The organism is Streptomyces tubbatahanensis (assembly GCF_022699385.1).
In the GTDB taxonomy this organism is placed as follows: domain Bacteria; phylum Actinomycetota; class Actinomycetes; order Streptomycetales; family Streptomycetaceae; genus Streptomyces; species Streptomyces diacarni.
In genome coordinates this window covers 4958694-4976050 of record NZ_CP093846.1, presented here as the reverse complement: position 1 = coordinate 4976050, position 17357 = coordinate 4958694, and the positions used below count along the sequence as shown (strand labels likewise).

Sequence of the window (17357 nt, the reverse complement as noted above, 5' to 3'; positions counted from 1 at the left end):
CGTGCGCGGCGTTCGGCCGAGGCGAGGAGCCGGCCCCCGCCCACCGAGACCGGCCGCAGGTCACGGCGTACCGTACGGCGCGGGCCTGCTGTGGCCCCGGGCCGCGGGGACGGCGGCGCACGGAGAGGCGTGGGTCCCCGGGGCTCGCGCGTGAGCGAGGAGGAGACAGGGACCATGACCACCGTGAGCACAAGCACCGTCGACATCCCGACGCAGGACGGCACCGCCGATGCCTACCTCGTACACCCCGAGGGCGGAGCGCCGCATCCGGCCGTCCTCCTCTACATGGACGCCTTCGGGCTCCGCCCGGCTCTGCGGGCGTTCGCCGAACGGCTGGCCTCGGCCGGGTACACGGTGCTGGTCCCGAACGTCTTCTACCGCACCGGGCGCGCTCCGGTCGTGGAGCTGCCCGACTTCATCGACCTCGCGCAGCGCCCCGACCTCTTCGAGAGCCTGGGTCCCGCCTTCCAGGCGCTCACGCCTGAGAACGCCACGCGGGACGCCGACGCGTACCTGCGGTACCTCGCCGGACTCGCGCAGGCGGCCGAAGGGCCCGTGGGGGTCACCGGCTACTGCATGGGCGGGGCGCTGGCCCTGCGCACGGCCGGCGCCCACCCCGACCGGGTCGCCGCCGCCGCGGGCTTCCACGCCGCGAACCTGGCCACCGACGCCGAGGACAGCCCGCACCTGTCGGCCGGCCGGATCACCGCCGAGCTCTACTTCGGGCACGCGGACCAGGACCCCGGCATGCCGCCCGAGCAGGTCGAGCTGCTGGAGCGCACGCTCACCGCCGCGGGCGTCCGCCACCGCACCGAGGTCTACGAGGGCGCCCCGCACGGCTTCACCCAGTCCGACACCGCCGCCCACGACCCGGCGGCGGAGGAACGCCACTGGGAGGCCCTCCTCGACCTGTTCCGCAGGAACCTGTGACAGCCCGCCCGCGGGTGAGCCCACCCGCGGGCGTGTTCAGCGCGGCGCGTGCGCGGCCCGGTCGAGGAGGCGTCGCCACACCCCGTAGGAGTCCGCCTCCTCGGTGGGACGCAGCCCCATGCGGTTGCAGTGCATGTGCAGCAGGGCCAGCACGATGTCGCCGCGGTCCGCCTGGAGCGCGCCGTCCCGCTCCAGCTCGGTCATCCGGCGGGTGAGCCGCTCCGCGGCCGGGCGCCAGGTGTCGGCGGCCCGGTCGAGCAGTTCCCGGGCGGGGCCGTCCTGCGTACGGGCGGCCCACAGGCCGCGCCCGGCCGTCCGGTACAGGCCGCCTCCGGCGTTGCGCGAGGCCGCGAGGCGGGCGAGTGCGTGGCGCGCCCCGGGCTCGGGGACCAGCAGGGCACACAGCCGGTCGAGCGTGAGAGCGACCAGCGCGGCACGTTCCTGTGACGCGTCCAGACCCAGGTGCGGCAGCCCCGGCAGTCCGGCCGGTGCGGCGCGCAGGTCCGCGAGGAGCCGGACGACGGCCGCGCTGTCCTGCCGGAAGAACTCCTCGGCGTCGGCGATCATTTCGGGGCCGCCGTAGCGCTCGACCTCGCGCTGGTAGGTGACGTAGGCGTGGTCCGTCAGGTGCCCGCCCCGCGCGAGGTCGTACGCCCAGGCGGTGACCTCGCGCAGGACGTCAGCGCGCGCGTCCTCCTCGGGCACGAAGAACCGTACCCGCAGGTGGGGGGCCGGATCGCCGTAGCGCAGGAAGAACGGGGATGCCACGCCGTACTGTTCGGACAGCCGCCCGGCGAGGTGGGCCAGACCCACGCCCAGCAGCGTGTCGTGCGCGTCCGGTTCGGCGTACAGCTTCACGGCCAGCCAGTCGCTGCCGATCCGCTTGGCCCGTGCGCCGGGCTCCTCGGCGGTGTCCGGGAGCCGGCGGGGCCTGATGTGCCGGGCCACCCGGCCCGGGTCCTCGCCGGTCCGCACGAGGGGCACCACGACCTCGGAGGCGTACGGTTCCCCGTCGGCGTCCCGCAGGAAGCCGTCCTCGGGTGCGGGCAGTACCTCCTCCAGGACGAGCCCGTCCTCCGGCGCCTGCTCCAGGCTGTCACGCAGCTCGCGCAGGCAGGGGGCGCTGGTGAGGTCGAGCAGCAGGGTGTTGTCGCTGCTGGCGATGTTGACCAGGCGGGGCACCATCCACGTCTGCGCCCAGGCGCCGAAGGTCTCGGCGAACGCGGCCAGTCCGTCCTCGTCCCCGTGGTCCCCGGGGGCCGGCAGGAACTCCTCAGCCCGCAGCCGCCACCGCGCCCGGCGCAGCACCACATCGCCCCGTTCGACGCGGGGCAGGAACGGCATGGTCCAGCTCAGCGCGTCCCAGCTGAACCACGAGACCGTGCGGGAGAGGGACTGGGAGACCTCCAGCAGAAAGCGGCACGGGTCGGGGGCGCCCGCCCAGTTGAGCATGGTGCGGTCGGTGACGTGCAGGCGCCGGCCCAGCGTGCGGCTGCGCAGATAGAGCTTCCCCTCGGCCACGCCGACGAGGACGTCCTCCAGTCGGATCACCCGCTCCTCGTCCCGGCCCGGCGTGACGTTGACCGGCAGCTCCCACGTGTGCGCGGTGGGGCGGATCGAGACGTTGATCGACCGGGCGTCCTGGGGGAGGGAGGACAGCTCGGCGCAGACGGCGTCGCCCTGGCGCGCCTCCTCGGCGGCGGCCAGCTCGCGCAGCGACGCCTGGGCACCGTCGTCGAGGAGGTCGTGGAAGCGGGAGAAGGTCCGGCCGCCCGGCACCACCCCGGCGGTGCCGCAGACGGCGCGCCACCGCTCACGGCCCGGTCCCGGTGCCACAAGGGTGAGATGCAGATCGAGGAGAGGCATCGGCGGCCTGTGGTCGTCCTCGGGCGCCGAGACCTCGGCCAGCTCGTCGAGCACCCTGTCGTCGAGCTGGACGGCCCGCTCCCTGCGGGCCAGCGCCCCGGTGACCAGCCGGTCCAGCACGGCCTTCCGTGTCGGTCCCGCGGGCCGGTCCGACAGGTCGACAGGGTCCGGCACGATGCCGGGCAGCGGATACGCCTGCCCCGGCGAGCGGTATCGGCGCGGCGGACCGAGCCCGGTCTCCGGGGTCAGCGCCTCCAGCAGGGGGACCTCGGAGCGGTGGCCGTACCGTTCGGCGAAGGCGTCGGCGTACTCCCCCAGGTGCGGCGGGTAGCGGTCCTGAGCGCCCACGCGCAGCAGCACGCGGGCGGCCTCTTCGGCCAGGTCCGCCACGGCCCGTGGAAGGACGAGGGACCCGTCGCGGTTCAGCGCCGAGTCGATCTGGAGCGTCGGGCCGGTGTGGCCGCCGACGGCGTCGGGCATCGGCGCGCTCGCCGCCCCGAGCAGCCGGCGCGCCGGGATCGCGCCCTCGTTGAACGCGGTGATGGCCGCCTCCACCTCGTCGATCGCCCGCGCGACGGCGGGCTCGGTGACGGGCGGAAGCATTGAGCGCAGCAGCGAGTCGCCGCGGTCCGTGCCCGCGGCCTGGGGGACCAGCAGCCGGGGGCGCTCGACGGTGATGAGGATGTCGCTGTCGAAGAGCCCGTCGAGCAGGGCCGCGACGCGCTCCGCACCGGCCTGCGGATAGGCCTCGGTGAGCGCGGTGGTCAGGTCGCCGAGCGTCGTCGGCCTACGGGCGAGATCGAGCACGGTGCGTATCGGCGCGGTGAGCCGCACGCTGACGGAGCGCCGGCCCTTGGGCGCGGGGCGCTGCTCGTCGCCGTGCGCGGCGGGGCGGGCGGTCCCGGCGTCCTCGTGGAGTCCGTAGCCCTCGGCGGTGGACAGCCACACCCGGCCGCGGGACACGTGGAGCAGGTCGTTGCGCCGCACCCGCAGGTCGTCGCGGGAGCGCTCCGCACCGAACGCGAGACGCTTCACCAGGTGCATGACCCACCCGGAGTCCGCGCGCGCACGGGCCGTGCCGAGGGCGCCGTGCCCGAGCCGGGTGCGCTGCTCGTCGCCGAACACGCCGGTGGTCACGCCCGCGAACAGGCCGAACGGCGTCGAGCGGAAACTCATCCGGTTCAGATAGCGGCCCAGACCGCGCACGGCCTTGCGCCGGCTCTTGCCGGTGAGGGTGTCGAACCGCTCGACGGCGTCCGCCAGGTCGGGCGAGGCGGCCCGCACGGCGTCCCGCACGCCCGGGGCCCACCACAGCTTGCGGAGCTGCTCGGCGTAGTTGTCCTGCCAGGCGCCCGTGCGCAGCGTGTCGGCGTCCGCCGGCAGCGACCCGAACACCTCCAGCAGCGGGCGCGCGGGCAGGGCGGGCGCCCTGAGCATGAAGAATCCGCAGGCCTCGTAGGTGTCGGCCTCTTCGCTCACGTCTCCCCCGCTCCCCGGCCCGGTCTCGTCTCCGCCCCGGCCCCCTGCCGTGCGTCTTTGTGCGGTGCTTTCCCGCGCGGCGCGTCCCCGCGCGGTGCGTCCCCGCGCGGTGCTTCCTTGCGCAGTGCTTCCTTGCGCGGTGCGTCGATCCCTGGCACGTCCCCGCGCGGTGCCTCGATCCCCGGCGCCTCTTCTCCCGGTGCGTCCGCGCGCGGGGGCCTGGGGGTCAGGAACAACAGTTCGTCCCACCCGGCCGCCGCCTCGGACACGGTGCCCAGGAGCGCGAGCAGGACACCGGCCGCGCCGTTCAGCAGACCGGCGTTGTGCTCCTGCTGCCCCCACGGGTCGTAGTCAGGGAAGAGATAGGGGTGCTCCTCGCCCGCGAACGAGCACATCCGCGCCAGGAACCGCTCGTGCATGTGCCACAGCTCCGGCACGCCGGTCTGCGCGGCGGCGCGGCCGTAGATGGTCACCAGCCCCGCCAGCCCGTGGCACAGCGTGGGCGAGTTGACGCGCTGCTGCTCGGCGGGGGTGCGGTCGAGGCCGAGGAGCGTGGCCACCGCGAGGTCGGTCGGCTCCGGGTCGCCGCAGGCCGGCGAGGCCGGCAGCAGGGACGCGGCGACACCGGGCGGGCCGTAGCACCACGCACTCCTGGCCGGCACCTGCACAGCGCCGGTGTCGGGGCGCTTCGAGTCCGGGTGGGGCAGCAGAAGGTTGGCCCACGCGGGGTAGTCCAGGCCGTCGATGCGCAGCGCTTCGAGCGTCCGGGCGAGATCACGGACACCCTGCCGCACTCGGCGGGGCCGCGCGGCGGGGTCCTCGGTGCCGGCTGACCGACCCGTCGTGCTGCCGGCCGCTTCGGTGAGCTCGGGGCGGCAGAGGGCGGCGAGGATGCCCGGCGGCCCGTGGGCGAATCCCAGGTTGTAGACGCCGTCGGGAAAGTTCTTCACGTATCCGGGAAGGGGCGTCGGCTCTCCGTCGGGGCCCGGAATGCTGGGGAAGTGGGAGGGCGCGCAGAACCATCTGAGCGGGCCGCCGTCATCCCGGGTCAGCTCCACCAGGTAGTCGACGAGGCGGTCCGTGGCCTCACCGACCGTGTCCGTCGCGCGCCCGCCGAGCACGTCCGCGGCCTTGAGGAGCGCGGCGAGCCAGCCCGCCGCGCCCCCGATGACGTCGTAATCGTGCGAGGCGACGCTTCCCGCGGCGGTGTGCAGCGTGATCGCCAGCGTCTGCCGGGCGAGCCGGTCGGTCATCGTGGCGAGCGTGGGGAGGTAGCGCGGCTCCATGCGCGCGTACTCGGTCACCGCCCAGACGACGCCCGCGGTGCCGAGGTACAGACCGGGCGCCTGCAAGGGAGCCGCGGCGCTCGCCTCGGCGGTGCGCCGCAGGAGGAGCCGGCCCGCCGTGAAGTAGCGGCTGTCGTCGAAGACCTCGGCGGCGTACCGGAGGGCGAGCGCGATACCGGGGGCACCGTCGGCGAGATCCGCTTTCCCCGCGGCGTCACCGGCCGACTCCGTGAGCCGGTCGGCCACTTCGCGCGCCAGCCGCAGAACCTCGTCGTCGGTCACTTTCCCCACGGAACGAGATTCCATGGTTCCGCCGTTCTCTCTTTCGGCCCACGAAAGCGCACGGCCATGCGTACGGGAAGCACACGACCGTACGCGGGGGAAGCACCTGACCGTACGCGCGGGAAGAACTCTGACCATACGGAGGGCTCAGAAGCCCCTGTGCAGGGACCGCGGGGCCCTCCGCGTGGCTCCGGGCACGGGTGTGCGTCACATCAGGTGTGACGTGTCAGCAGCACCCGCTGAGTGTGTCGGTGCACAGCGACGTGCGCGACGTCGCACAACCGCCGTTGTTCGTGGCGGCGGCGGAACTGGTCGAAACCTCCGCGTGACCCACACGCAGGTCGAGGGAGAATTCGTCTTCCAGCAGGTCTTCGCTCATTGTGTTCCCTTCGATAAGGGGCCCGTACGGGAATCCCGGAGAAATCCGGCGATGACGAATACCGGATTTCCCGGAGCTTCCTGGAACCTAGTGGAGCGCCACGAGAGCGTCAACACATCGGCCACGGCGGCCACTTGCGCAACCCAGTGGGCGCGCGGCAGAAGTTCCTACGGGGACTGAGCGGCACTGCCGTCGCGCGGCGCGGGAACGTCCTCCGCCACCGACGCGGTGAGCCCGTACTGTGCGGCCTGCGCGTCGAACATGCCCCGGTACAGACCGCCCGCCCGGCCCATCAGGTCCCCGTGGGTGCCGTGTTCGGCGATGTGCCCGCGGTCCAGGACGTAGATGTGGTCGGCGGAGGCGGTGGCGGCGAGCCGGTGGGTGACCAGCACGACCGCGACGCCGCTGTCGGCCAGGGTCCGCAGGCGGTCGAACGCCTCGATCTCGGCGTGCGGGTCCAGCGCCGAGGTCGGCTCGTCGACCAGGAGGAAGGGCGCGCCCCGGTAGAGGCTGCGCGCCGTGCCCAGCTTCTGCCACTGCCCGCCCGAGAGCTGGACACCGCGTTCGTACCCCTTGAAGACGATGGAGTCCCAGCCGTGCGGCAGGCCCTCGATCAGCTCGTCCACGTCGGCGGCGCGCGCCGCCTCCTTGAGCCGGGCCGCGTCCCGGGGACGGTCCCCGGCGCCGACGGCGATGTTCGCGGCGGCCGTCATCTGCCAGGTGGGAAAGTCCTGCGTCAGCATGCCGACGGACCGGAAGACCTCGGCCCGGACGGCCTCGCGCACCTCCACCCGCTCCGCTTCCCCGTCTCCTCCCGCGCGCCCCTGCCCTTCGGGGGTGCCGCCCACCCACCACACGTCGCCGCTGTCGGCCAGCAGCAGCCCGCCCAGGATCCTGGCCAGCGTGGACTTGCCCGAACCGTTCGCGCCCACGAGCGCCGTCACCTCGCCGCGCCGCACGGACACGTCCACCCGGTGCAGCGCGGGCACCGTGGCCCCCGGATAGGTGAAGGAGACGTCCCGCACCTGGATCTCCCGTACCGGCGCGGGCAGCGGCCTGCCGGTACGCGGAATGGCGTGCCCGGACGCGATGTGGATGGCCTCCTCGGTGTCGCTGAGCCGGAGCATCTCCTCGTACATCCGGTTGACCTGCTGCACCAGCGACGTGAGCCGCGCGGTCGAGGTGCGGATGGCGACGACGGCGGTGCCCCCCACCGCCATCGGCAGACCACCACTGGTCAGCAGCCACCACAGCACGCCGTAACAGCCCACGGACGCCAGGCCGGAAAACGCCGCCGCGACCAGGTCGGTCCCGGCCTGCGCCCGGGCCAGACGCCGCTGCTCGGTCTCCATCAGCCCGGACATCTCCTCATACCCGCGCAGCAGCAGCGAGCCCGCCGCGTGCGCCCTGATCTCCCCGGCGGCGTGCGGCATCGTCAGATACTGCAGCAGCGTGGCGACGGCGCGGCGGTGGTCGACCCAGTGCCGCCGCGACACGTACTCCCGGCGCGCCGAACGCACCGCCCCCCAGGCCTTGGGCAGCGCGATGGCCAGCAGCATCGGCAGCAGCGCCCAGTGCAGCGAGGCGAGCACGACCGCGGCCGCCACCATGCCGATCACCACGTTGGCGACCCCCACCGACAGGGTGAGCATGCGCCGCGCCGAGTCCGTGCCGAACTTGCCCGCGTCCAGGTGACGTTGCACCTCGGGCCGTTCCGTGGCCGCGACCTCCACCTCGGTCACCGACCGGTAGTACCGCAGCGAGACAGCCCGCTCGACCTGGGGCTCCAGCCGTCCCGACATCGCCGTCGACCAGGCCGTCAGCAGCGCCATCCCCACCGAGACGAGAGCCAGCAGCGCGAGCGCAGGAAGCGACTGCCGGAGCTTGTCGTCCGTCGGCCCGTTCGCGAACAGGCTGCTGAGCACACCGTTGACGGCCACGAGCCCGAACGCGGTCGTCAGCCCCTGGCCCGCCTGCGCGACCACCACACCGGCCAGCGCGCGGGGGTCGGTCTCCCAGCCTGCCCGCATGACCACCCCCACCATGCGCGGCAACGCGGCAGCCATGCGCGCGAAGCGCAGGCGCGCCACCGCGCCCTCGTGCTCGACGAACGCGTCGTCCCAGCGCAGACGGCCGCCGAACAGCTCCCGTTCGGCGGCCGATATCCCGCTCCCGGCCGCCGGCTCCGCGCGCCGACGCCACCGCCCTCTGTCTCGGCTGCCCCGGCTGCCCGCCCCGTCGACCGAGGCGGGGGCCGATGCGGAACCGCCCCCGGGCCGCCTCACCTCGCCCACCCGTGCGGCCGGCCCGCCACGCGGCGCCACGCGGCGGTGTCCTGCCGGATGGGTGCACGTACGACTTGGCCGGTCATGTCGGCGCGACGTGGGGTCACGGGGCCTCCAGCGGTCACAGAGCCTCCAGTTCGGGACGTCGGGACGTCGGGACGCGTGGGAGTGCGTCGGAGCTCGGGCTACCACGAGCGGAGCGGACAGCCTCCCACGGGCGAACTGGTGTGGTGGCGCCGGTCCTTGGCCAGTCCGGCGCCGGTGCGTGGTCAGTCCGGTGCCGGACCTGGTCAGTCCTCGGGGTCGGGGTCCGCTGAGGGAGGCGCCGGCGGGGGCGTGCGACCGGCGACCCCGATGAACTGGACGTCGAGCTCGTCGGCGATCTGCTCCAGGGTGCCGGCGAGGGCGTGCACGGTAGCCGGTTCGAGGCGCACGGTGTCATGGCTTGCGCTGGCGCGCACGGGAGCGCCATGGCGTGTGCTGTGCGCCCAGGACCGCGCGACGGAGCGCAGGAGGGCCGTGACGTCGTGGGCGGGTACGCTCAGCCGCCCGTCGGGGGCGACGTCGACCCGCGGTGCCGCCAGCGGCATGTCGTCGTCGTCCGTGCTCATCTTCTCAGTCTCCTGCTTTCCGGCTTCCCGGCTCTCGCGGCTCTCGCGGCTTCACGGCTCTCGTGGCTTCACGGCTCTCGTGGCTCTCGCCCGCGGTGGGCTGTCGGGGTTCTCAGCGGCTGGTGAGGCCGGATGGCGTGGACCGACCGCACCGGTTTCCGGGTGCGCGACACGGCCGAGGGCACCGTGCCGCAGGCGCAGCACGCGTCACGGTGGCCTCGGGCCGTCAGTGGTTTCCCGACAGGGCGTCAGCGGTACCCCGGCCCGGCGTGCCGATCAACCGGCCCGCGCCGGCCGCCGCACCAGCCGCCGCGCCGGCCGCCACGCCGGCGTCACTCCCTGCCGTCCACCAAGCCGCCCTCCAACGCACACCACAGCCCTCGCTGCGGCCCGCCGTCGAGGTCCGCCCAGGAGACGGTGACGTGACCGAGGGCGCCCTCCGTCTCCGGCACGTCATCAGGCCGGGGCACGCGCAGGAACCGCAGCCGCAGGAGGCCGTCCTGGGGCAGGGCCAGGTCGACGTCGCTCGAACGTGGACCGTGCCGCACCTCCCCGAGCCCCGCGTCGTTGGCCGGGGCCTCGGTCGCCTCGCGCACGCCCACCGTCCCGTCGGCGGTGTCGCTGTCGTTCTGGTCCTGCGGTTGCGCCCGCCCTGTCACCAGCGCGTACGTCTGTGCGATCGCGACGGGATCGTGCGTGGCGTCGTAGATCCAGCGTTTACCCAGGACACCGTGGTCAGACGTCCCTATGAGCCCGTCGTCCGCGCCGGCCAGTGGCGCGGCCCGGTACGTCACCGGCACCTGGTAGGTGACCGGTTCGCCGGCCTTGTCGGTGACCGCCATGAACTCGATGCCCACCTCCCCGGCAGGATCGTCCAGCCGGAAGCCGCCCGCGTTGACGAGTGCGACCCTCTCCGCGCCGGAGACGTACCACGGCTGGGACGGAAGCCACGTCTCGAGCAGTTCCAACTTGGTAGGACGCATGGTGGTGCGGTAGATGATCGACACAGCGGGTCCTCTCCCCTCGACTCGTGCACCACATCCTTGCAGCCGGGGCCGACGAGCGGCGTCAGCAATCGGGAGCCGGTCGGCTGGCAGGAGCCCCAATCGACGCAGGAAGGGTGCCGCAACTCCGCGTCGACAGCACTCACGTCGGTCCGTGTGCCCGACGCGCGCGGGGCTGTTCCCGCCGGGATGTTACGGGCGGTTACGGACGGGGCCGGGTCGTCGCTCCAGGTCGGGCGGGAGGCGTGCCGTGCCGCTGCGTGGGTTCTGCCGAGAGCGGGGGCGACGACCGGCGAGGTGCCCGGAGGCCGAACATGATCCGCAGTCCGGGTGTCCTGCGGACGATCTCGTAGGTGGCGAGGCTGAGGCAGAAGGCCGGAACCATGATGGCGGCGAAGGCGACGGTACCGTGCGCGTCCGCCTGGAGAACGTAGTACGCGATCACGATCACATAGGTCTGGTGCAGGATGTAGACGGGAAAGGCTGCCGGGCTGAAATAGCCCATGAAGGCCGACCTGTTATCGAGATACCGTTTCCCGTATCCGAGGATGGCGAGCAGGGTCGCCCAGTACACGGGATAGTGCCAGGCGGTGAACAGCAGACTGTCCTGACTGCCGATCGTGAAGCGCTCGACGAGAATCCCGATCGCCCCTGGAACGGCGAGGCAGAGGTAGAGGCGACGCTGCCGCTCCAGCGCCTCGGTGATCGAGTCGCTGGTGGCGAGGAGGAATCCGAGCAGCACGTAGCCGGCGTACACGAAGATGTTCTCCCCGCCGATCTCCGGGAGGAACGACAGCAGCGCGAGCCCTGCCGCCGGCGCGAGGGCGAGAGCGGGTCTGTCCAGCCAGGAGGGCGTGTACCGGTTCCGGACCACCGTGAGCATGAGCGGGAGCACGCCGAGCGAGATGAGGAACAGGAACAGGATGAACCACAGATGGGCCGGGGAGATCCCTGTGAGAACCGTCCAGTGGGAGAAGTCCGTGAAGTACGTGTCCAGAAAATCGACGTAGCTTCCGCCGTAGTCGTGGTGGAACTTCATCGCGTAGTACGCCTGCGGCGGCACGATGACGAGGCAGCCGAAGAGGAACGGTATCAACAGCCGCAGATACCGCTCCTTCACATAGCTCCCCGCGGAACGCTTCCGCAGTGCGTAATAGCTCGACATTCCCGCCAGGAGGAAGAGCAACGGCATGAACCAGAAGGAGGAGACGTTGACCAGGGCCGAGGAGAGGGTGTTCACCGGCCCTTTGACGTAGAACTCCGGGTTGTCGTTGAAGATCCTGGCCGTATGGAACGGAAACAGGAAGAGGATGGCCAGGTTCCGCAGCCAGTCGATGTATTCCTTGCGCTTCACTTCCGTACCCCCTCGGTCAGCCAGCCGAGCACGGCACGCAGCGCCCGCTCCGCGGTGTCGGCGTCGACGCCCTCGCGATCGACGAGGTGTTCCATCGCCAGGCCGTTGGTCAGACAGTGCAGGATCGTTCCGGCGAGCTCGGGGTCCACCGGAGGGGCGATCCCGGCGCGTTCGGCGACTTCCCGGACCGCCCGCCCGGCCGACGCGCGCTGAGCGCGGCGCATGGGGGCGACCACCGCACCCGTCTCCTCGTCACGGATGGCACGGGCGGCGATCTCGAGACCGAGCCGGCCCCGCTCGGTGTCGTCGATGATCCGCTGCGCGACGGTACGGGCCGCCTGCTCGATGAGCGCGGCGACGTCCGCACCCGCGTCGAGACCGGCCATCACGTCGGCCAGCTCCGCCTCGGAGCGTTCCCTGAGGATCGCCCCGAACAGTTCCTGTTTGCTGCCGAAGTTGGAGTAGACGGCGCCCTTGGTGAAGCCGGCGGCACGGGCGATGTCCTCCAGCTTGCTGTCCGCGTACCCGCGCTCGGCGAACACCCGCTCCGCAGCGGCGAGCAGCCGGCGACGCACCTCGTCACGAGGGAGGCGGGGCACGGGCCCCGGCGGATGACTGTGACGTTCTGTATCTGCCATGCACTCATAGTTGCATACCTATGGGTATTCAGTACCCGCAAGTATCGAACGGATTGATGAGACGCGCTCACTTTTCGAGGCCGCGACGGGGTGACGTAGGCCCGCAACAACGGGAACAGGGCCCGCCGACCAGCGTCGACGAGCCCTGACAGCCTGCTTCTGCGCTTCTGCCCGGCCGGCAGGTGCGGCGCTTCGATCCGCCGCGGCCCACACTTCCGCTGCCCTCACCTGGCCAGGTGGCTCCGACATTGATCGCCGGGATCCCCTCGGAGGCCCTGCACAGCGAAGCCGGCGCCTGACGTCAGTACCGGGCGATGACCTGTCGCAGGCGCGTTCCCAAGAGGTCCTCCAGCGCCCGGATGCTGGCCGGTGGTAGTGGCATCTCGCATTCAGGATCTGTGGTGACGAGGCTGTACCTGGCGAAACCCGCAGCCCAGACGTAGCCGAGGGCGTTCAGGTCCGTCCGGGCAGAGCAACAGGGCATCGTCACGGCAAGTGCATCGAAATAGCCGTCGGGAAGGGCTGCCACGTCCATGGCGTCGCCCCACCAGTCTTCGATATCCAAGCCGCATACGGGGCACCGAACACCACACCAGTTCTCCCCGGGATCGATGAAGGCCGTACCGGGGATGTCCCACACGTCGTAACCGCCCAGCGCCTCGGGAACCAGTTGCCGAAGCCGGGCCTGCGCGGCCACGCTCGCAGCGGGCGCGGGCGAATAGTGCGGGTCCATGGGCATGATGGAGCAGCGTGCTGCTCACGCTGCCGACCAACCGTCCAGCGAGACCTCCGAGCCGTCGTTCAGGTAACGGTGGTGGGCGCCCGCAGCGGTATCCGCGCTGAACGCCCACGCCCATCTGCGGCCCGACTCCGAAGAGCGGACGCGGGCCGCCGTCGACAAGCAGTACGCGGACCGAACCGACCCGGACGAACCACAGGCCGAAGCGGCAGCGTAGCCACTCCCCCACACTGACCTACGTCAGCACGCTGCGGACTCAGCGCGGACCGCCCATGGCCGCCAACCCACTCCGCAGGCCAGACGGCCTTCCGTTGGATGCATGAGGACGTATCAGACGTTGAACCGGAATCTGTAGCACAGAGCTCCCACCTGCGGAAACGCGGGTTTTGCAAGGGGCATCGCAGCACGGGCGTTCCACCCCAGACCATGCGGACGAGCCGGTCCGCTCCTGCTCGCCTCCTCGGACGGTAGGGGCGTCGCGCCCGGAGGATGCGGGCCGCATGGCCGCACTGCAGGACTTGCCGGCACACACCGAGGCATCCCTGACCGCCGAGCCGCACTACGCAGCGTAACCTCACGCACCGTGACCGCCCCCCTCGACAACCGGCTCCCCCAGACAGGACAGGAGTACTCCGCCCCGCCAGCGCCGAGAAGCCCCCATCAGGCAGAATCAGTAGCATTCCGTCGACGAACAGGGATGCGAGGACGCATGTCGCTGGAGGACAGCACCGGCAGCGCCCGTTCTGCCACGGCCCGAGAGCACGGTTCGCTGTACAGCCGCTATCAGGACGAGAACTCGTTGGAGCCGAGCGGAGGCTTTCGGGTCGAGGTGGGTGCCGACGGCAGCAGCACCGGTGTGGAGCTGGAGCTCCCAGACACCGAGGGCGAGGGCGACCGCATCACGGCACCGTATGACCCGTCCAAGATCGAGATCCAGACGCTCAACCCCACCATCAACCTGCTCATGTCCCGGCTGAGCAATGGAATGATCGACCTCGCGCCGGACTTCCAGCGCCGTGTCGGCATCTGGTCGGACGAACAGCAGAGTCGCCTGATCGAGTCACTGCTCCTGCGCATCCCCATCCCGTCCTTCTACGCGGCGGAGCTCGACGACAGTTCCTGGGCCCAGGACAGCTCCTGGGCCATCGTCGACGGAATCCAGCGCCTCACGGCCATCGCGCGCTTCATCGCACCGGCCGCGCTCACCGAACTGACCGGGATCGACAAGGGCCCGCTCCTCTTGCGCGGTCTGGAGTACCTTCACCAGGAATTCTCTGGCAAGGGCTATCAGGACCTCACCGGCCGCCTTCAGATCCGGCTCAATGAGACCCAAGTCGTCGTCCACGTCATCCGGCCCGGCACCCCCGAGACCGTCAAGGACAACATCTTCGCCCGTATCAACACCGGCGGTCTCCCCCTCACCCGTCAGGAGATCCGGCACGCGCTCATCCCGGGCCCAGCACGAAAGCTCCTCTCCTCCCTCGCCGATTCGGACGAGTTCACCTCGGCTACTGGCCACGGCGTCTCCAGCGAGCGCATGGCCGACCGCGAGATGGTGTTGCGCACCCTCGCCTTCCGGCTCTCCCCGCCCGAGTCCTTCAAGGCCCAGGACTTCGACCAATTCCTCGCGCTCACCATGCGGCAGATCAACCGCCTCACCGCTGACGAGCGTGACACCCACACAGCCGACTTCAAAGCCGCCATGGTCACGGCCGAGCGAATCTTCGACGGCCATGCCTTCCGCAAGCTCTACCCGGGCCAGGTCCGCCGCTCGCCGGTCAACAAGGCCATCTTCGAGACGATTGCCGTGAACCTCGCCGAGCTCACCCCGGACGAGCGGAACACGCTGGTAGCGTCCCGCGAGAAGGTGGTCGAAGGCTTCCAGGAGCTCATGACCGAGCAAAACTTCGAGCGGGCCGTGTCCGTCGGCACGGGCGACCGGGCCAAGGTGATACTCCGCTTCGGCCGGGTCCGCGATCTCTTCCACTCCATCGTGTTCGGCACTGGGAGCAGCACGTAGTGATCACCCAATTGTCCCTGACCAACTTCAAGGCGTTCCGCTCGGCTGGCATCCGGCTCACCCCGGTCACGCTGCTCACTGGCCTCAATTCCTCCGGCAAGAGCACAGTCCTCCAGTCCCTCGCGCTGCTGCGCCAGTCCTACGACTCCGGCATCCTGCAGTCCACCGGAGACGGCGACGTACACGGCGGTTTGCTCCTCAACGGCGAGCTGGTGGAGCTCGGCGTCGGCCAGGACGTCCTCCACGAGGACTTCGTGCGTGACGACGACGAGCCCGACCCGCTGATCACCGTCGGATTCCTCTTGAACGGCGAGGCAGACTGCATCTGGTCCGCCCGGTACTCCCCGGAACTGGATGTTCTTCCGCTGCGCCACGGCCCTGTGCATTCCGACGGGTTGGAGGATTCCTCGCTCTTCTCCCGGCGGTTCCAGTACCTCAAAGCCGACCGCATCGTTCCCGCCACGATCTACCCCAGGTCGCACCACCAGGCGATCGGCCGCGGCTTCCTCGGAGCACGCGGCGAACACACCGTCAATTTCCTCCGTCATCACGCTCAGGACGTCGTGCCGGACGGCCCCCTGCGCCACCCGCACGCCATCGGCCACACGCTCCTCGACCACGTCGGTGCCTGGATGCGCGAGCTCTGCCCCGGCATCAACCTGGAGGCGACCGAGATCCCCGGTGTCGACTCCGTCCGCCTGAGCTACGGCTTCGGCGGCACGACCGGCCTGGACTCCTCGCGACGGCGGCGGCCCACCAACGTCGGCTTCGGTCTCACGTACGCGCTGCCGATCGTCGTCGCCTGCCTGTCGGCCGCCCCCGGAAGCCTCATCCTCCTGGAGAACCCGGAGGCGCATCTCCACCCACGCGGCCAGTCCCGGATGGCCGCACTCATCGCGGCGGCCGCGTCGGCCGGCGCCCAGCTGATCGTCGAGACGCACAGCGACCACGTCCTCGACGGCACGCGTCTCGCCGTCAAGCAGAACCGGCTGACAGCTACCGACACGGCCATCCACTACTTCCGGGGAAATGGGGCGGAAGTAGAGATCGTCACCCCGTCGGTCGGCGAGGACGGCATGCTCTCGGAGTGGCCCGAGGGGTTCTTTGACGAGACCGACCACACGCTCGACCAACTCCTGGACTGACTGACCACCCGAGTTGGCACCGGCGCTCTTTGTCACGTTCCAGGGGAGGGGACATCCGTGCTGCTGCTGTTCTTTAACGAGAAGTCCTGCACATCACAGATCACACAGGACGAGGCCCGCAGGGCTATGCACGACTTCATCAACGTCTGCCGCAGCACATGGAAGATCTATCAGGGCACCACGCTGGTGAGCGAAGTACGCCTGGACGACGTAGAGATCGCTCCAGGTTACTACCTCCAGCAGTGGCGCAACGAACCCCGCAACCGTGATGCCTGGCAGTTCATGCGCAGGACGCTGCAGCGCAAGGCCCCGCTCGCCGGCGTCCTGCCGAAGCCGCCGGACAACCAGGACTCCGAGTACCGTCACGACGGCACGCCAGTCCTCGGTCTGGCCGCCGCCCACCTCATGAACTCCCCGGCGGTCAGCGTGCCCACGGCCACCTGCTGGGACGCGCCCTGGCTCAAGGTCGCGTACGAGATCCTCGACGAGGACGACTACCTCCAGGACACCGCGGACATCAGGCACATGGCGTCGGACACACACGTCACGAAACACGAGGAGTGGATCCGCGACACCGCCGCCTCGACGGTGAGCACGGGGGCGGAGCTGTGGGCCCAGCGCGAGACCCTCTTCCCGCACCTCCAGTTCGTCCCCGGCGTGGAGCAGAACCTCCGCGACCTGGCCGTCGCATCCCTGCCCTCCGTCCGCCAGGAACTGCTGCGCCTCAACACCGCTGCGGAAAGCTGGCGCCCCGGTGAATCGGAACCGTCCTGGGTCGCCAAGGTCGTCCCTGAGAGTGAGACTCGCATCAAGCAGGGCCTCTGCACCTTCACGGACACGGACGGCGGCAAGCAACTTTTCAGCCTCCACTGCCGTTTCAACCCCAGGCCGGGTCGCATCCACCTCCGCCTGATCACGGATGAGGGCAAGATCCGTATCGGTTACGTTGGCCGCAAGCGCCTGACAGACGGAGTACCACGGAGCGCACGCTGAGCCACGCTCTGCGAGCTGCTCCGTGCTCGTGCCCTATCCGCCGAACCCCGCGAGTGCCGCGATCCACTGGCCCCACTCTCCAGCCGGGCCCGGCCAGTGGAGCGGAGCAAAGAAGGCGACGGTCAAGAGACAGATTGCCCCCAGCGTGATCTCTTCAGCTCCGAACGCCGTTGCGGAGTCCTCCGAGCACCGGTCCAGGTTAGCCGCTGATGCCCCGAAAACCAGGAATTCTAGGACCGCATAGGTCACGGCTCCAACGACTACAGACGATGTGGTGAATGCCACGGCCTGCCAGGCTTCCGGCTTGGCAGCGTATACAGCCCGGGTCGCTGTGACGGCGAGCATC

General features: G+C 70.8%; 13 protein-coding genes. 4 read left to right on the top strand and 9 right to left on the bottom strand.

Annotated elements, in window-relative coordinates; genetic code table 11:
* The first annotated feature begins 174 nt into the window (after positions 1 to 174).
* Positions 175 to 930 carry a dienelactone hydrolase family protein gene (locus MMF93_RS21490; RefSeq protein WP_242754017.1) on the top strand — a complete coding sequence of 252 codons (756 nt, stop codon included), beginning with the start codon at positions 175 to 177 and terminating at the stop codon, positions 928 to 930.
* Between the two features lie 36 nt (positions 931 to 966).
* On the opposite strand, the gene MMF93_RS21485 is transcribed toward MMF93_RS21490, so the two are convergent.
* The 9 genes from MMF93_RS21485 to MMF93_RS21445 form a co-directional block, all read right to left on the bottom strand.
* Positions 967 to 4275: a lantibiotic dehydratase gene (locus MMF93_RS21485; protein WP_242754014.1), complete on the bottom strand. Its 3309-nt coding sequence runs from the start codon at positions 4273 to 4275 to the stop codon at positions 967 to 969.
* Positions 4272 to 5843: a lanthionine synthetase C family protein gene (locus tag MMF93_RS21480; RefSeq protein ID WP_242754011.1), complete on the bottom strand. Its 1572-nt coding sequence runs from the start codon at positions 5841 to 5843 to the stop codon at positions 4272 to 4274. The genes MMF93_RS21485 and MMF93_RS21480 overlap by 4 nt, the downstream gene beginning before the upstream one ends.
* A 226-nt stretch (positions 5844 to 6069) precedes the next feature.
* A complete protein-coding gene (locus tag MMF93_RS21475; RefSeq protein ID WP_181856300.1) occupies positions 6070 to 6222 on the bottom strand; it encodes a hypothetical protein in 153 nt (50 codons plus the stop codon).
* Positions 6223 to 6389: 167 nt separating this feature from the next.
* On the bottom strand, positions 6390 to 8387 hold the full coding sequence (locus tag MMF93_RS21470) for an ATP-binding cassette domain-containing protein (protein ID WP_423835631.1): 1998 nt from the start codon (positions 8385 to 8387) through the stop codon (positions 6390 to 6392).
* 410 nt (positions 8388 to 8797) lie between these two features.
* A complete protein-coding gene (locus tag MMF93_RS21465) occupies positions 8798 to 9118 on the bottom strand; it encodes a hypothetical protein (RefSeq protein ID WP_242754009.1) in 321 nt (106 codons plus the stop codon).
* 332 nt (positions 9119 to 9450) lie between these two features.
* A complete protein-coding gene (locus tag MMF93_RS21460; RefSeq protein WP_242754006.1) occupies positions 9451 to 10125 on the bottom strand; it encodes a maltokinase N-terminal cap-like domain-containing protein in 675 nt (224 codons plus the stop codon).
* A gap of 199 nt (positions 10126 to 10324) precedes the next feature.
* Positions 10325 to 11476 carry an acyltransferase family protein gene (locus MMF93_RS21455; protein ID WP_242754003.1) on the bottom strand — a complete coding sequence of 384 codons (1152 nt, stop codon included), beginning with the start codon at positions 11474 to 11476 and terminating at the stop codon, positions 10325 to 10327.
* Entirely contained in the window at positions 11473 to 12114 is a 642-nt protein-coding gene (locus tag MMF93_RS21450; RefSeq protein WP_242754000.1) for a TetR/AcrR family transcriptional regulator, read from the bottom strand. Before MMF93_RS21450 ends, MMF93_RS21455 begins: the two co-directional genes overlap by 4 nt.
* 301 nt (positions 12115 to 12415) lie before the next feature.
* Positions 12416 to 12853 carry a hypothetical protein gene (locus tag MMF93_RS21445; RefSeq protein ID WP_242753997.1) on the bottom strand — a complete coding sequence of 146 codons (438 nt, stop codon included), beginning with the start codon at positions 12851 to 12853 and terminating at the stop codon, positions 12416 to 12418.
* 709 nt (positions 12854 to 13562) lie between these two features.
* On the opposite strand from MMF93_RS21445, the gene MMF93_RS21440 reads away from it, so the two are divergent.
* From MMF93_RS21440 to MMF93_RS21430, 3 genes are read left to right on the top strand one after another with little or no spacing between them, the layout of a single operon-like run.
* Complete coding sequence (locus MMF93_RS21440; RefSeq protein ID WP_242753994.1) at positions 13563 to 14873, top strand: DUF262 domain-containing protein; 1311 nt, start codon at positions 13563 to 13565, stop codon at positions 14871 to 14873.
* Positions 14873 to 16018 carry an AAA family ATPase gene (locus MMF93_RS21435; RefSeq protein WP_242753990.1) on the top strand — a complete coding sequence of 382 codons (1146 nt, stop codon included), beginning with the start codon at positions 14873 to 14875 and terminating at the stop codon, positions 16016 to 16018. Before MMF93_RS21440 ends, MMF93_RS21435 begins: the two co-directional genes overlap by 1 nt.
* Before the next feature lie 57 nt (positions 16019 to 16075).
* Positions 16076 to 17011: a hypothetical protein gene (locus MMF93_RS21430; protein WP_242753988.1), complete on the top strand. Its 936-nt coding sequence runs from the start codon at positions 16076 to 16078 to the stop codon at positions 17009 to 17011.
* The last annotated feature ends 346 nt before the right edge of the window (positions 17012 to 17357 follow it).

Excerpts from the sequence above, each read along its gene's own strand:
- MMF93_RS21490 (WP_242754017.1), top strand. The coding sequence starts at position 175 with ATGACCACCGTGAGCACAAGCACCGTCGACATCCCGACGCAGGACGGC.
- MMF93_RS21475 (WP_181856300.1), bottom strand. The coding sequence starts at position 6,222 with ATGAGCGAAGACCTGCTGGAAGACGAATTCTCCCTCGACCTGCGTGTG.
- MMF93_RS21465 (WP_242754009.1), bottom strand. The coding sequence starts at position 9,118 with ATGAGCACGGACGACGACGACATGCCGCTGGCGGCACCGCGGGTCGAC.
- MMF93_RS21450 (WP_242754000.1), bottom strand. The coding sequence starts at position 12,114 with ATGGCAGATACAGAACGTCACAGTCATCCGCCGGGGCCCGTGCCCCGC.
- MMF93_RS21445 (WP_242753997.1), bottom strand. The coding sequence starts at position 12,853 with ATGCCCATGGACCCGCACTATTCGCCCGCGCCCGCTGCGAGCGTGGCC.
- MMF93_RS21440 (WP_242753994.1), top strand. The coding sequence starts at position 13,563 with ATGTCGCTGGAGGACAGCACCGGCAGCGCCCGTTCTGCCACGGCCCGA.